The organism is Flagellimonas sp. 2504JD4-2, from assembly GCF_053642935.1.
The window spans coordinates 1,320,734-1,336,267 of sequence record NZ_JBSIOV010000001.1 but is presented as its reverse complement, the minus strand read 5'-3'; the positions used below and the strand labels follow the sequence as shown (position 1 = coordinate 1,336,267).

The 15,534-nt window shown below is 41.2% G+C and carries 10 protein-coding genes; 6 read left to right on the top strand and 4 right to left on the bottom strand.

Features of this window, described 5'->3' with window-relative positions:
* Nucleotides 1-52: 52 nt before the first annotated feature.
* The 3 genes from metK to ACULLH_RS05950 all read right to left on the bottom strand — a co-directional run bounded on the left by metK (nucleotide 53) and on the right by ACULLH_RS05950 (nucleotide 5,117).
* On the bottom strand, nucleotides 53-1,306 hold the full coding sequence (gene metK / locus ACULLH_RS05960; RefSeq protein ID WP_454087807.1) for a methionine adenosyltransferase: 1,254 nt from the start codon (nucleotides 1,304-1,306) through the stop codon (nucleotides 53-55).
* Nucleotides 1,307-1,478: 172 nt separating this feature from the next.
* On the bottom strand, nucleotides 1,479-4,166 hold the full coding sequence (locus ACULLH_RS05955) for a carboxypeptidase-like regulatory domain-containing protein (RefSeq protein ID WP_454087806.1): 2,688 nt from the start codon (nucleotides 4,164-4,166) through the stop codon (nucleotides 1,479-1,481).
* Between the two features lie 3 nt (nucleotides 4,167-4,169).
* On the bottom strand, nucleotides 4,170-5,117 hold the full coding sequence (locus ACULLH_RS05950; protein WP_454087805.1) for a GLPGLI family protein: 948 nt from the start codon (nucleotides 5,115-5,117) through the stop codon (nucleotides 4,170-4,172).
* A gap of 125 nt (nucleotides 5,118-5,242) precedes the next feature.
* On the opposite strand from ACULLH_RS05950, the gene ACULLH_RS05945 reads away from it, so the two are divergent.
* The 6 genes from ACULLH_RS05945 (at nucleotide 5,243) to ACULLH_RS05920 (ending at nucleotide 12,898) form a co-directional block, all read left to right on the top strand.
* Nucleotides 5,243-6,715 (top strand): sensor histidine kinase, encoded by a 1,473-nt coding sequence (locus ACULLH_RS05945; protein ID WP_454087804.1) that lies wholly within the window; start codon nucleotides 5,243-5,245, stop codon nucleotides 6,713-6,715.
* Nucleotides 6,712-7,392: a response regulator transcription factor gene (locus ACULLH_RS05940; protein WP_454087803.1), complete on the top strand. Its 681-nt coding sequence runs from the start codon at nucleotides 6,712-6,714 to the stop codon at nucleotides 7,390-7,392. Before ACULLH_RS05945 ends, ACULLH_RS05940 begins: the two co-directional genes overlap by 4 nt.
* A 121-nt stretch (nucleotides 7,393-7,513) precedes the next feature.
* The gene (locus ACULLH_RS05935) at nucleotides 7,514-10,804 is read left to right on the top strand and encodes an amidohydrolase family protein (RefSeq protein WP_454087802.1); all 3,291 of its coding nucleotides are present in this window, start codon (nucleotides 7,514-7,516) and stop codon (nucleotides 10,802-10,804) included.
* Nucleotides 10,805-10,934: 130 nt separating this feature from the next.
* The gene (locus ACULLH_RS05930; RefSeq protein WP_454087801.1) at nucleotides 10,935-11,549 is read left to right on the top strand and encodes a deoxynucleoside kinase; all 615 of its coding nucleotides are present in this window, start codon (nucleotides 10,935-10,937) and stop codon (nucleotides 11,547-11,549) included.
* A gap of 50 nt (nucleotides 11,550-11,599) precedes the next feature.
* Nucleotides 11,600-12,007, top strand: a complete 408-nt coding sequence (locus ACULLH_RS05925) for a hypothetical protein (protein ID WP_454087800.1) — start codon at nucleotides 11,600-11,602, stop codon at nucleotides 12,005-12,007.
* A 174-nt stretch (nucleotides 12,008-12,181) separates the two neighbouring features.
* Nucleotides 12,182-12,898 carry an energy transducer TonB gene (locus ACULLH_RS05920; protein ID WP_454087799.1) on the top strand — a complete coding sequence of 239 codons (717 nt, stop codon included), beginning with the start codon at nucleotides 12,182-12,184 and terminating at the stop codon, nucleotides 12,896-12,898.
* A 142-nt stretch (nucleotides 12,899-13,040) separates the two neighbouring features.
* On the opposite strand, the gene ACULLH_RS05915 is transcribed toward ACULLH_RS05920, so the two are convergent.
* Nucleotides 13,041-15,437, bottom strand: coding sequence for a sodium-translocating pyrophosphatase (locus ACULLH_RS05915; protein ID WP_454087798.1), 2,397 nt, complete (start codon nucleotides 15,435-15,437; stop codon nucleotides 13,041-13,043).
* Nucleotides 15,438-15,534 lie beyond the last annotated feature (97 nt).

Here is a 15,534-nt window from a genome sequence, read left to right as displayed (position 1 = left end):
TCCCAGAAGGATTCTTTTTCCTTCTTCAAATCATGAAAAACAAAGTAAGCCGTTAAAGTCCGAAGGCCTCTTTTATAGCATCAACACTGTCCAATTTCTCCCAAGTGAAAAGCTCAACTTCCTTTTCAACTTTTCCGTTGTAAGGAGATTCAAAAACCTTTGAGATTTTCTGGGGCTGTTTTCCCATATGACCGTAAGCTGCCGTCTCCAAATAAATAGGATTTCTCAATTTTAACCGCTCTTCTATGGCAAAAGGGCGCATATCGAACAATTCCGAAGCTTTTTCGGCGATTTCTCCATCGGACAACTGCACCTTGGAAGTACCAAACGTATCCACAAAAATAGAAGTAGGCTCCACTACTCCAATTGCATAACTCACCTGTACCAGGATTTCATCAGCTATTCCAGCAGCAACTAAATTTTTTGCTGCATGTCGAGCTGCATATGCCGCGCTTCTATCCACTTTACTAGGATCCTTACCACTAAAGGCTCCGCCTCCATGAGCACCCTTTCCTCCGTAGGTGTCGACAATGATTTTACGTCCGGTCAGACCGGTATCGCCATGGGGACCACCGATAACAAACTTGCCGGTTGGATTGATATGGTATTTAATATCATCATTAAAAAGGACTTGAATGGATTCGGGCAGTAATTTTTTCACCTCCGGGATCAAAATTGAAAGGATGTCCTCCTTTATTTTGGCCAACATCTTTTCATCAGCATCAAACTCGTCATGTTGTGTAGATACTACAATGGTGTCGATACGCTGAGGCACATTTTCATCGGAATATTCAATAGTTACCTGAGCTTTGGCATCTGGTCTCAAATAAGGAATTCTTGTGCCCTCTCTTCTTAAATCAGCCAAAACCTGAAGGATTTTATGCGAAATATCAAGGGCCAAAGGCATATAATTCTCGGTTTCTTTGGTCGCATAACCAAACATCATTCCCTGATCCCCTGCACCTTGCTCTTCCTTGCTTCCCCTGTCAACCCCTTGATTGATATCTTGCGATTGTTCGTGGATCAGTGAAATCACTCCACAGGAATCTCCACTGAACTGATATTCTCCCTTGGTGTAACCTATCTTGTTGATAACGTCCCTTGCAATGTGCTGTACATCGAGATAGGTATCACTTTTAACTTCACCTGCCAGTACTACCTGCCCGGTGGTCACCAAAGTTTCACAGGCAACTTTGCTTTCTGGGTCAAACGCCAAAAAATTGTCTAAAAGTGCATCACTGATTTGGTCCGCTATTTTATCTGGGTGGCCTTCACTTACGGATTCTGATGTAAACAGGTATGGCATGTACGTATTAATTTGTGTGGTAAGATTTGACGGTACAGCCCTAAAAAGTTTACACTCCTTTTTAGCATTTTTTAGCGAGGTTGCAAGCAGTCAAATCTTTCCTCATTGTTGTGACGGCAAAAGTATGCGAAAACTTAAAATCCCCAAAATTAATCTCTATCCAAAGTGAACCCTAAATGTCATACTTGACCTTAAAGATGATGTATCGAGGCTGTACCACATAGGAAGAAGTCCTAAAGAACAGATCATTGAAGGTATCACTGTTCAATACTTGATTGTTGGTCAAATTTGTGGCATTCACACTATACTCCCATTTGCTATCCTTCTTTTGGTAGGATAAACTGGCATTTAAAAAACCGTATTTATTCTCCACGGTGCCCAATTTATCTCGATAGAAGTAGTAATCATAATCCGCTAACAGGATAAACCCTTTCCAGAATGCCATATCGAACTTGGCAAAGGGACGATCCGTAAAAAAGGTAGATTCCGCTCCACCATTATTGTAGTCATTAATGGTATAACGATAACCCACTTCCAAATTTGGGGCATTGACAAAGCTGCTACCCACAGATCCGCGATAACTTTGGGATAACGAGGTAGAATTCCGTGGGGCATCATTTACAATATTATTGGTGTTGGAATAGTTTAAACTGGCCCTGGTACTTACCTTAATTTTTCCAAATGTGCGCTGAAAATTTCCCGATACACTAAAAGTCTCATCTTCCAAATTCGAATTTATGGTAGTATTGGCCTGATTAATGCCTCCAATATCCGTGCTGCTTTTAAAGGCATCTATTCTTTTGCTATATGAAGCGTTGGCAAAAATATTCTGCAAGCTGAACATATTGAAGCTGAAGAAATTCAGCGATACATTGTGGTAAAGTGCGCTCTCCAAATCCCGGTTCCCTTGATAAAGCGAATTGTAATTACTGAATACATACCCTTGCGCAAATCGATTGATATCCGAGAAGTTACGTCGAACGTTGTAATTCAACCTGATGCTTTCCGATTGTTTTAATTGTAGGTTCACAAACAGGTCGGGTACGATATTGAAAAGATCATCTTTTACATCCGAGCCCAACTGCGAGTTGGTAGCTGTATAATTATGCACTGTAAACCCGGGATTAAGAGTAAACTTACCTGCTATGAGTTTGTAATGAAACCCAAAAAACATATCAGAAAAATCATAGCTTACCCTATTGTTCAACTCATCTTGACCAAAATTCAAGGTTGATGCATCGTCTAGAATCTGAAAAATGCTAGAGTTGAAATTCTGACTGCTCTCCGTGGTTCCGAGCGTAAAGTTTAGATTGCTTTTTGGGCCGACAACCCAATAATAATCCAATTTGGCATCAACCCTATTTGTCAATACACGCTGTTCCTGACCAATATTAAAATTACTTTGCGTATCGTCGAACGGGATAATATTCAAAAAAGGCTGTTCTTCACGAATTGCATTGTAAAAAGGATCTTCATCCGTATGAACGTATTGTAGTTCAAGGGCGAAAATATGGTCTTTGTTCAAAGTGTAGTACACGTTTGAATTCTGTGTAATGTTGGTCGGCCTTTGCACCTTGTTTTCCTCAATATTGTCAGTAACATCCGCAACAGAAAGTACGTTTACGGCCTCCTCCTCATCTGAAAGTTTTATGAAAGCATCATAATTCCATTGTAGATGATCAGACGGACTAAAATTGGTTTCAAACTTTATCAATCCCAACTGAGAAACTTGATCGGTTCCAGTAATTGTGGATTCTTGTTGATTGCTGGTGATAAATGTCCTGGCCGCATTGGTTTCCATTAGACTGTTGTTGTACGAATAAATACCAAAACCACTAAAACGCCATGTTTCCGAAGGTTTATAGCTAAAATTGACTGCTCCAAACCGTGAATCGATCTCTTTGGCCCTATTGTTTTGCAGCGTACTTAAGCCCAAATCGTTGGAACCTGTATTGAACAAGGTACCGTTATTTTGTCTGGTAGCGCCCCGTAAGCCTCCGGTGAAATTTCGCAGATCACGTGCGGTATAGGGAAGATCTCCAATATTGTTCAAATCCGTCAGGATATTGATGCTATACTCCGGACTATAATAAAATAATTTTGGATGTGCCACATAACGTTCATCAGCACCGGTACCTCCCGTTACTTCACCAAACCAAAATTTCTTCTTTCCTTCTTTTAGTTTGATATTCAAGGCCACATTATCCTGATTATTGGTCACTCCCCTTAATTGCGACACCTCACTATAGTTGCGCAACACCTCTACCTTGTCCAATGCGTTGGCAGGAATGTTCTTTGAGGCCAACTTGGAATCTCCATCAAAAAAATCTTCTCCTTCTACCATTACTTTGGTTACCTGCTTGCCTTCCACTTCTATCTCACCATCATCGTTCACTTCGATTCCGGGGAGTTTTTCAAGCACATCGGCTAGTTTTTTTTCGGTACCCGAAACGAAAGAATCGGTATTATAGACAATGGTATCTCCCTGTATAGTTATAGGTATTTCGTAAACCACTTCCACCTCATCCAAGCTTTCAGGCTTTTCAAACAGCATAACATCAATTTTTATGTCACTTTCTTCCGTTGTCAACGGAATCTCTCGTGTCTGAAATCCTAAATAACTCACCTTTAAGGTGTATGTTGCATTCGCTTTGATATTGATCTTGTAATACCCCTCGGGATTTGTTATTCCAAAGCCGTCCAATTTTTGATCTGCTTGGTTGATGGCAACAATATTCGCGACATCCAAAGCATTCCCCAAACTATCTTTCACCATCCCGCTAACCGTTACCTTTTGAGCTTGGGCATAGCATCCCAACACCATCAAGATGGCACAAACACAGAATTTGTAGTTTTTCATTCCCTAGCCTCTTATTCGTATCGCATTACCACCACCACGTCTGTTCCCGGCTCGAAACCGCTCTGACATTTCCTCCATTTTTTCGGTCAAAATCTCATCGTATTCGGCTTGACTCACTTTTTTTCCTTTGGATGGTACCTTTATCTCTTCTTTGTCTTCGGCATTCATTACTATTTTACTGCATAGTATAGCGGTCCTGCCATCGTTCACTTCCAATATGAGACCGGGCAGCCCCCAATAGGGCCCCGGTCCCTGGCTAATTGGAATCTCAGGAGCGTACCACGCAGTGATAACCCGCTCCTCAGGTTCTTCAATTCGGGACAAAAGAGAATTGCTTTGTGTACCCGTGCTATCTCTTTTTTCGACTTCATTTTTGTTCTGATCGGGAGCACCTCCCTGGCTTTCCGGTCCACCTCTGCCCCTACGCGCCATTCGCCTTAGACGGTCAAACGACGTTGTGTCGGGCTGGGCTATAGCCGTTGCCTTATAGCAAGTATAGTTTCCTATCTTTTTGGTTTCAGAACCCAATTCCCATTCCCACTGGTTAAGGCTATCTTTTATTAAAAATTGTTTGCCGAACATTTCAGTTTGGTTCAGGTATTCCTGATGTTGCACATTCTTATAATATTTTCCTCCTCCAGCAAAACCAGCAATCACCCTAAAGCCACCTCTACCGCCTCTCTGGGGATTGGATGGAGATTCAAGTTTTTCCTCTTCCACGTAAAGGGAGGTCGCTTGATCAAATGTTAGTTCGTAGGTGCGTTCTGAAAAGTTTTTCATCCGTTCCTTTATCCGTTGTTTTTGGGCCTCGGAAATCTGCCTCCCGTCCAAATTCAAGTCAATGGAGGTCTTACTGAAATAGGTGGCCTTCCCTTGAAATTCCTGGGCAATTCCATTACCAGCAAGTAACATTAAGGATAGGACGGAGAGAATGTATCTCGTGCTTTTCATATCTGTGCTTTTATGTTCAACATTTTCCACAAATTTGGACCCCATCCTTTGAAAATACCGTTAACCAGTGTTAACTAGTGTTAAGCGAAAATAAATTCCCAAAACAAACCTTTACTTTAGAGGTAGTGGAACATAAAAAACATAGGAAGCTAGTTTACCTTATTGGTCTGACCATTCTTGTAACCCTTGGTATTCAAGTGTATTGGAACATCCAAAACTATAAGGCCAACAAACAACGGTTGATCAACGAGGTGCAGATCAGTTTGGACAACAGTGTGGAAGCTTATTATGCAGGGCTTGCCAAAACTGATTTTTTTGCTTTTTTTGGACGACCTAATTCCAGAAATAGGCCAAGACGCAGTGATTTTTTCTGGAAGGTCGTTGGAAAAGACTCTACACGGATAAAAATCAAGATAGATTCTTTTCTTACACAACAAAAACTCGCCAACCAAAAAGACAGCACCAAAGAGTCCATTTCCATTATACAATTTAATGAGCGTGGTAAACGACAATTGACTCCATTACATCTCTTCCGTCAAAAGATGAGGGATAGCTTGGGCGAAATGCGTCAACTCGCCAATAAGTTGGTTGTCGCTGCTATAAATGACAGTATTGACTATAAAGCATTGGATAGTTTATTGGTGCACGAACTCAAGCGAAAAGACATCACCATAGGTTATAAACTCGCTCATTTTAAAGATGATTCCGTAATTTTTGGATCTACGGGAATTTTGCCAAAGACCTTCAAATTAAAGACACACTCAAAGTCCACCTATCTTCCAGATTCACAACAGCTGCAGCTGTTTTTCACAAATCCGACCCTTGCCATTCTAAAACGAAGCCTGACAGGTATTCTACTTTCATTTGCATTGTCAGCGGCCATTATTTTATGTCTTTTGCACCTGCTTCATATCATAACCAAGCAAAAACAACTGTCTGAAATTAAAAACGACCTTATCAGCAATATTACCCATGAGTTCAAAACGCCAATTGCCACGGTAACTACGGCCATTGAAGGGATACGGAACTTCAACCAACAAAACGACAAGGTAAAAACGGAGAAATATTTGGATATCTCCAATCAGCAGATGCAAAAACTGCATCAAATGGTGGAAAAACTTTTGGAAACCGCCACCTTGGACAATGATAAATTAATTATTAATAAAGAACCTTGCGACCTTAAAAAGATACTTGCTCAATTGGTCGAAAAATACCAAATGATCACTTCAGAAAAGGAACTATTGTTCAGCACCAATATTTCTGACATTCAAGTTAAGGTAGATCCTTTCCATTTTGAGAATGCGGTGGCCAATCTTATTGACAATGCCATCAAATATGGCGGTAATCAGATTCAGGTCAATTTGAATTCTTTGATGGATCAAGTCGAAATTATCGTTGCCGATAATGGAGGAAATATATCTCCGACCCAAAGAGACCGGATTTTTGAAAAATTTTATCGAATTCCAAAAGGCAACCGACATGATGTCAAAGGTTTCGGCATAGGGCTATTTTATTCCAAAAAAATTATTGAAAAACACGGGGGCACTTTACAGCTGGTACCCGATAAAACAAACACTATTTTCAAAATCCTTCTATGACCCAACCTACCAAAATAATCTTGGCCGAAGATGAAGCCGCCTTGGGGATGATCATCAAGGAAAGTTTGGAAACACGAAATTTTAAAGTCACCCTATGCGCTGATGGGGAAAAAGCTTTGAGGTCTTACCAACAAAACAAACCTGATCTTTTGGTATTGGATGTAATGATGCCCAAAAAAGATGGTTTTACTTTGGCCCAGGAAATCAGGGCTGAGAATCCGGCAATTCCCATTATTTTTCTGACAGCGAAGTCCCAGACCAAAGATGTGGTGGAAGGATTTGAACACGGTGGTAACGATTACCTAAAGAAGCCATTTAGCATGGAAGAGCTTATAGTGCGTATAAATGGACTTTTAAATAGGGTTCCATTACAGCAAAATTTAGAAGATATCACCATTGGCAAGTTTCGCTTTAATAGCATAAAACAGGTATTGTTCCTTGAAGGCGAGGAAACCACCCTTACCCATCGCGAATCGCAATTACTTTATCATCTTGTCCAAAAAAAGAACCTCATTCTCGATCGTTCGGCCATCCTAAAAACCTTGTGGGGAGATGATGATTTCTTCAATGCGCGAAGCATGGATGTGTTCATTACCAAGCTCAGAAAAAAACTAAAGGCCGATCCGGAGGTTCAAATAATCAATGTCAGAGGCTATGGCTATAAGCTAATTTGTTGATTTCAAAACGGTTCAAATTCTTTGGTTCCAAAGGACCTCAGGGCGCTCAATGATTTTTTAATTTCCTTGGATAGTTTTTGATTGGTTATGCGTATTTTGCTATCCGACTAATTCGTAAATCATGAAAAACAAGGCATTTCTTTCGCTACTATTCTTTTCCATTTCCATCATTGGCTTTAGTCAAGATAAAAAGGATGAAAAAAAATGGGATGTATCCAACCCCTATACAGATTGGACTATCAATGAAGTGGACTTATCAACAGATGAGGGCACTTGGATGAACCTCGATGTCAGTCCAGATGGTAGACAAATCGTTTTTGACATGTTGGGAGACATCTATATCATGCCCATTTCTGGTGGAAATGCAAAAGCCTTGCGTTCCGGCCTTCCCTTTGAGATCCAACCTCGTTTTAGTCCGGATGGGAAGCAAATCTCCTTTACTTCCGATGCAGGAGGCGGTGATAACATTTGGGTTATGGATGTTAATGGCGGCGATGCCAAACAAATCACCAAGGAAAACTTCAGATTACTGAATAATGCAGTTTGGACTCCTGATGGCAACCATTTAATTGCCAGAAAACACTTTACCTCGCAACGCTCTTTGGGAGCTGGAGAAATGTGGCAATACCATATTACTGGAGGAAGTGGTCTTAAACTCACCAAACGTAAAAATGACCAACAAGACGTTAACGAACCTTCGGTTTCAAGCGATAGAAAATATTTGTACTACTGTGAAGATTTATATCCGGGAGGTTTTTTTCAATATAACAAGGACCCCAATTCACAAATCTATGCGGTTAAACGCTACAATTTTGAAACGGGAAAGACCATCACCATCACAGGAGGTCCTGGGAGCGCATCACGACCAACGGTATCGCCAGACAACAAAAAGCTTGCTTTTGTAAAACGTGTTCGCACCAAAACCGTTCTGTTCATCCATGATTTGGAAACCGGCGAAGAATGGCCAATATACGACACCCTAAACAAGGACCAAATGGAAGCCTGGGCCATTTTTGGTACGTATCCCAACTTTAGTTGGATGCCCAACAGCAAGGAAATTGTTTTTTGGGCAGGAGGTAAAATCCAAAAAATCAATATTGAGAATCTTCAGGTTGCTACTATCCCGTTTCAGGTTGACACAAAAATCAAGATTGCTGAAACCCTTCAAGTTCAGCATCAGGTGGACTCCGATGAGTTTAACGCTAAAGTTATCCGTCATGTAAAAACATCACCGGATGGAAAGAGGATTGTTTTTAGTGCTTTGGGACATTTATGGACCAAAACTTTACCCAATGGCAAACCAAAACGTTTGACAAAGAGTACCGACTTGGAATTTGAGCCTTCCTTTTCACCTGATGGAAAACAAATTGTTTATGTGACTTGGGATGATGGCCAATTGGGCGCCATCCATAAAATTTCAGCTACTGGAGGCACCTCTACTAAACTGACTTCAGCCAAAGGCATTTATAGATTCCCTTCCTTTTCCAATGATGGAAGACACATTGTCTACGGAAAACAAGGTGGAAGCAATGACCAAGGGCACACCCATACCAAGGAACCGGGCATCTATGTAATGGATTCCAATGGAAATAATGCGAAAAAGCTAACTGGCAATGGATTGACGCCAACCTTTAGTGCAGATAACAAACGTGTTTTCTACCAAACAGGTGGAAAATTCTTCGGGTCCTTGACCAAAGAGCTTAAAAGTGTGGATTTGAACGGCAAGGACGAACGCACCCATTTTAAGTCAAAATATGCCAATCATATTGTGCCATCCCCTGATAACAAATGGTTGTTGTTCTCCAATTTGCACAAAGCTTATGTGGCACCGATGACGATAACCGGACAAACCATCGAGTTTGACCCAAAAAGCAAAGCTTTCCCGGTCACTCAAGTTGCTAAAGATGCAGGTTATAGCCTACATTGGTCCAACGACAGCCAAAAACTGCATTGGACTTTAGGCAGTGAATATTTTTCCAATGATGTGAACCAAAGGTTCACCTTCCTAAAAAATTCCCCTGATAGTATTCCTCCAATAACCGAAAAAGGAACTGATGTGGGATTGGTATATGAAACAGATCGACCTAAGGGACGGATTGCATTTACCAATGCTCGAATCATCACTATGGAAAATGATCAAGTTTTGGAAAATGCCACTATCGTTATCAAAGACAACAAAATTGAAAGTATAGGTGCCTCTTCGGACATTAGTATTCCGTCAGGCACTGAAATAATTGATGCCCAAGGCAAAACCATTATGCCAGGTATTGTGGATGCGCATGCCCATATCGGCGCTTTCCGAGCTGGATTGAACACTAAAAAACACTGGCAATTATATGCCAATTTAGCGTTTGGGGTCACCACCGCCCATGATCCTTCAGCCAATAGTGAAACCGTATTTGGACTATCTGAATTGGTAAAAAGTGGTGAAATGGTCGGACCTAGAATCTACTCCACCGGATTTATTCTTTATGGGGCCGATGGGGATTTTAAAGCTGTTGTCAATAGTTTGGAGGATGCCCGTTCTGCCATCCGAAGAACAAAGGCATTTGGAGCAACTTCAGTAAAAAGCTATAATCAACCCCGACGTGAACAGCGACAACAGGTGATGCAAGCGGCTAAAGAATTGGGTGTCAATGTAGTCCCAGAAGGTGGATCCACCTTTTTCCATAACATGACCATGATCATGGATGGCCATACAGGAATCGAACACAATATTCCCGTGGCTCCGGTGTACAACGACATCCTGACACTGTGGAGCAATAGTAAAAGTGGATATACACCAACACTTATTGTGAACTATGGAGGCTTGAACGGCGAATATTATTACTATGAGCGGGACAATGTCTGGGAAAATGAAAAGTTGCTAAAATATACGCCAAGACATATTGTTGATTCCCGAAGCCGTCATAGAACCAAAGCTCCCGAAGAAGAATACACAAACGGCCATATTTTGGTGTCCAAAACAGTTACTGAACTTTCCAATGCCGGAGTAAAAGCAAATCTTGGCGCCCATGGCCAATTGCAAGGTTTGGGAGCACATTGGGAACTTTGGATGCTGCAGGCTGGAGGGATGTCCAATTTGGATGCCTTAAAAGCGGCAACCATCAATGGTGCCGAATACATCGGAATGGGAAGTGAAATCGGTTCATTGAAAGTAGGCAAATTGGCCGACTTAATCGTACTTGAAAAGAATCCCCTGGAGGATATTGAAAATACCAATACTGTAACTTACACTATGGTCAATGGACGTCTGTACGATACCAATACCATGAATGAAATTGGGAACGAACCCAAAGAGAGAAGTAAGTTCTACTGGGAAAACAATAAGTACAACCAAGCATTCCCTTGGCATGAACAAACCCAGAGTTTCACGATTCCCAGTTGTAGTTGCCACGCGCTAAAGCATTGAAAATGGTTTTTCGTCGAAACGTTGATAAAACCAACAAAGTTGGTTTTCCCTTCCACAAGATTCGTTGTATATTGTATGCCTTTGTGGCTAACCGCTGCATAAATAACCATTACTATCAAGATCGACAATCATGCACATTGCCGTAGCCGGAAACATTGGAGCAGGAAAAACCACATTGACCACTTTACTCGCGAAACATTACAAATGGGACGCCCAATTTGAAGACGTAGTGGATAATCCTTATTTGGATGACTTCTATACCCAAATGGAACGTTGGAGTTTTAATCTGCAGATTTATTTTTTGAACAGTCGTTACCGGCAGATTCTAAAAATCCGGGAAAGCGGCAAAGATGTCATCCAGGACCGTACCATATATGAGGATGCCCATATTTTTGCTCCCAACCTGCACGCCATGGGACTCATGACCAACAGGGACTTTGAAAATTACAAAAGCCTCTTTGAGTTAATGGAAACCTTGGTGCAACCACCCGATTTGTTGATTTACTTGCGAAGTTCCATTCCCAATCTGGTGAATCAAATCCACAAGAGAGGTCGTGAATACGAAAACAGCATCTCCATTGATTACTTAAGCCGTTTGAACGAGCGTTACGAAGCTTGGGTCAACACCTATGAAAAAGGCAAGCTGCTGGTTATCGATGTGGACAATATCAACTTTGTCGATGAACCTGAGGACTTGGGTCAAGTCATCAATAAGATTGATGCCGAAATTCATGGGTTGTTTTAAAACATTTGGAATACGCACATCTTTACAAATACTTGGTCAAATAACTTCCCATGACCAGAGCTGAAAGATTAGAGTTTTGTACAATCTGCACAAATAGAAAAAAAGATTTTCAAAAAGGTCTTCTTTGCGGGCTAACAAACGATTACGCTGAATTTGAAAACACTTGTGACAGTTTTGATGAGGATGTAACTGAAAAAAATATTAAACTTCTTCGAGATTTGAATGCAAGTGGACATCAAAGTGCAGGTAAATCTTTAGATCCGGACAGGAATAAGCAAAATGGTGCGCTTTGTTTCGTGATAGGGATTATAATACTATTTGTTACGATAAGCTATTCCAACATTTCAGGAATATTGATAATTCCGTTTGGAGCAATCATCTATGGAGGAAGGACATATTTAAAAGGGGTTGAACAAAGCAAAATCCTTGATAAATATGAAGAGTTTGAAGACGAATAAGATAAAATTATACCCCTTTCTTAATAGTCTAAATTAAAAACCAGCTTTTCCCTCATCCAAAAGGCCTGTTCCCTCATTTTCAGTTTTATTCCCATGGTTTTCAACCTAGTTTTAGCTTAGGGTTAACACCCGTTATTGCTAACGCGAAGCTCAAGCTTCATAAATTTTGAAAACATGGAACTGAAGAAAAATCCAAAATTGGAATTGAAAAAGAACAGCACCCTTTATTTTTTGATTGGGTTAACTGTTATTCTACTATTGGCATATGTAGCCGTGGAATGGAAAAGCTACTATAAGACACCGGAGATTGCTGAAAATTTAGGCACACCTGATGTTCTTGAAGAAATACTTCCACCAGTTATAAAGTTACCACCTCCCCCACCACCACCTAAAATTCAAGCTCCTCCCATAATTGAAGTTGTCCCAGATGATGAGGAAATTACTGAAACTGTAATTGAATCCAATGAACCTGATCAAGATACCGAAATAATGGATGTAGAAGATGTTGATTTTGCGGAAGAGCCTATAGATGAAATAATTCATTTTGAAGTAATTGAGGACGTCCCCGTCTTTCCTGGTTGTGAAGTTGAAACAAGTAAAGAAGAAAGAAAAGCCTGTTTCGAACAGATGCTTTTGAAACATATCCGAAGAACTTTTCGCTATCCTGAAATTGCCCAAGAAATGGGTGTACAGGGTAGGGTTCACATGAGGTTTATCATCCAAAAAGATGGTAGTATTGGAAATGTTGAAGTCATGAGAAGTCCTGATAAGAACCTTTCCAAAGAGGCCACTAGAATCATATCCAAACTTCCTAAAATGACTCCGGGAAAACAACGGGGCACTCCGGTAAAAGTTCCTTTTTCCATTCCAATTACGTTTAAATTACAATAATTGTCACACTGAGCCTGTCGAAGTGTTGGCGGAGAAGTATGGCAGTGATTACATCTCGACTGCGCTCGATGTGACATGATACAAACAAAAAAGGCCCGAACCTAAAGGTTCGGGCCTTTCATATGCTATAAATGAATCGAAGTTATTTCTTCGCCTCCTTATATTCGTTTACCAGCTTTTCAACTTCTTCCTTGGTAGTGGCAACAAATTCTTTTACTTCTTCTGTAGTTTCTCCAGCTACTTCCTGAGTTGAAGTCACAACAGCTTTATACGCACCTTCAGCAGTATTGCTGATCTCAACACGAATTTGCTTTTCCACTGGAACGGTTTCCTTGATACCATCCTCAGTGATGGAAATTGTAGTTCCATCAGCCTTCAACATGCTTACCTCATCACCGGCATCCAAATTCACCAAACTTGGAGCGATAACCAAAGCCACAACGGACATCAACTTCAACAAGATGTTTAAAGATGGACCAGAAGTATCCTTAAATGGATCTCCAACAGTATCTCCAACAACAGCAGCTTTATGGGCATCTGAACCTTTTTTACCATCACTTTCAATAGTTTTCTTGGCATTATCCCAAGCACCTCCTGCATTTGACTGGAAAATGGCCATCAAAACACCACAAGTGGTAACACCTGCAAGCAGACCACCCAACATTTCAGCTCCCCCAATAAATCCAACTGCTACGGGAACAGCAATTGCCAAAAGGCCCGGCAATACCATTTCTTTAATGGAAGCTTGTGTTGAAATAGCCACACATTTATCATATTCAGCTACACCATCTGCAGCATCGAAAGTTGCTCTTTGCTCATCGGTAGCTTTGGACATATCTGAATCGACAGCTCTCATTACTTCCAAAGCAGCTTTAAGCTGAGGAATATCCCTAAACTGACGACGTACTTCTTCAATCATTGCCATTGCAGCTCTTCCTACCGCATTCATAGAAAGGGCAGAGAATACAAATGGAAGCATTCCTCCGATCAATAGACCAGCCATGATATCTGGTTGCGAAACGTCAATAGTGGTAACATTAGCCGTTTTCATAAAAGCTGCAAAAAGTGCTAAAGCAGTCAAGGCTGCGGAAGCGATTGCAAATCCTTTACCGATTGCAGCGGTAGTGTTACCTACAGCATCCAATTTATCGGTACGCTCGCGAACCTCGCTTGGCAATTCGGCCATCTCGGCAATACCACCAGCGTTATCAGAAATTGGTCCGTATGCATCAACAGCCAACTGGATTCCAGTGTTTGCCAACATTCCCACCGCGGCAATTGCAATTCCGTAAAGACCAGCAAAGTGATGCGATACCAAAATAGCGGCAGCAATCAAAAGAATAGGAATCATTGTAGACATCATACCCACGCCAAGACCAGCAATAATGTTTGTGGCAGCACCTGTTTCCGACTGACGTACAATAGAGTTAACCGGTTTGGTTCCTGTTCCGGTATAATATTCTGTAACCTTACCAACAGCAAGACCAGCTACAAGACCAGCAATGGTTGCCCAAAAGACACCCATAGCAGAATATGTTGTTCCAGCTTCCACCCAAGATTCAGGCAACATGGAATTAATTATGAAATAGGAAGCGACCAACATTAGTCCAGCCGAACCAAACTCACCAATATTCAATGCGGTTTGCGGATTTCCACCATCTTTAACACGAACGAAGAATGTTCCGATAATGGACATTACGATTCCAACCGCAGCCAATGCCAAAGGCAAATACACAGCTCCCAGTCCGTCATAAGCACCAGCAAATTCCGGAAGCGTAGTAAATACGGCTCCCAATACCATGGTACCTATAATAGAACCAACATAAGATTCAAAAAGGTCAGCTCCCATACCAGCAACATCACCAACATTATCACCAACGTTATCCGCTATGGTTGCTGGGTTTAACGGGTGATCTTCTGGAATACCAGCTTCAACCTTACCGACAAGGTCAGCACCAACGTCAGCAGCTTTGGTATAAATACCACCACCAACACGTGCAAAAAGTGCAATAGACGATGCTCCTAAGGAGAAACCTGAAAGCACATTTAATACTTCACTAATTGCCCAACCTTGACCACTATAGATTATAAAAAGTCCACTTAAACCAAGAACTCCCAATCCTACAACACCAAGTCCCATTACAGCACCACCGGCAAAGGCAACCTCAAGCGCTTTGCCCAAAGAAGTTCTAGCTGCATTTGTTGTTCTTACGTTGGCTTTTGTGGCCACTTTCATTCCAATGAAGCCAGCAAGGGCAGAACAAATAGCTCCCACAATAAAGGAAACGGCAACCATCCCATTGGATCCTTCCTCACTACTTCCCTTGAAGTACAACAAAATCGCAACCGCGATAACAAAAACGCTAAGTATTTTATACTCTGCCTTTAGGAATGACATTGCGCCATCGGCAATATTTTTGGCAATACGAGCCATCTTATCATCCCCAACCTCTTGTTTTGAGACCCATACGTTCTTAATGAATACGTACAACAAGCCCAAAACACCAAATGCGGGCAGAAATTTCACTATTAAATCCATAGTTTGTAGTTATTTAAGAATTTTTTCGATGGCAGCAAAAGTAGTAAAATACAGACGAATAAAAAAAATGCGCTTTGGGTAATCCAAAGCGCATAAT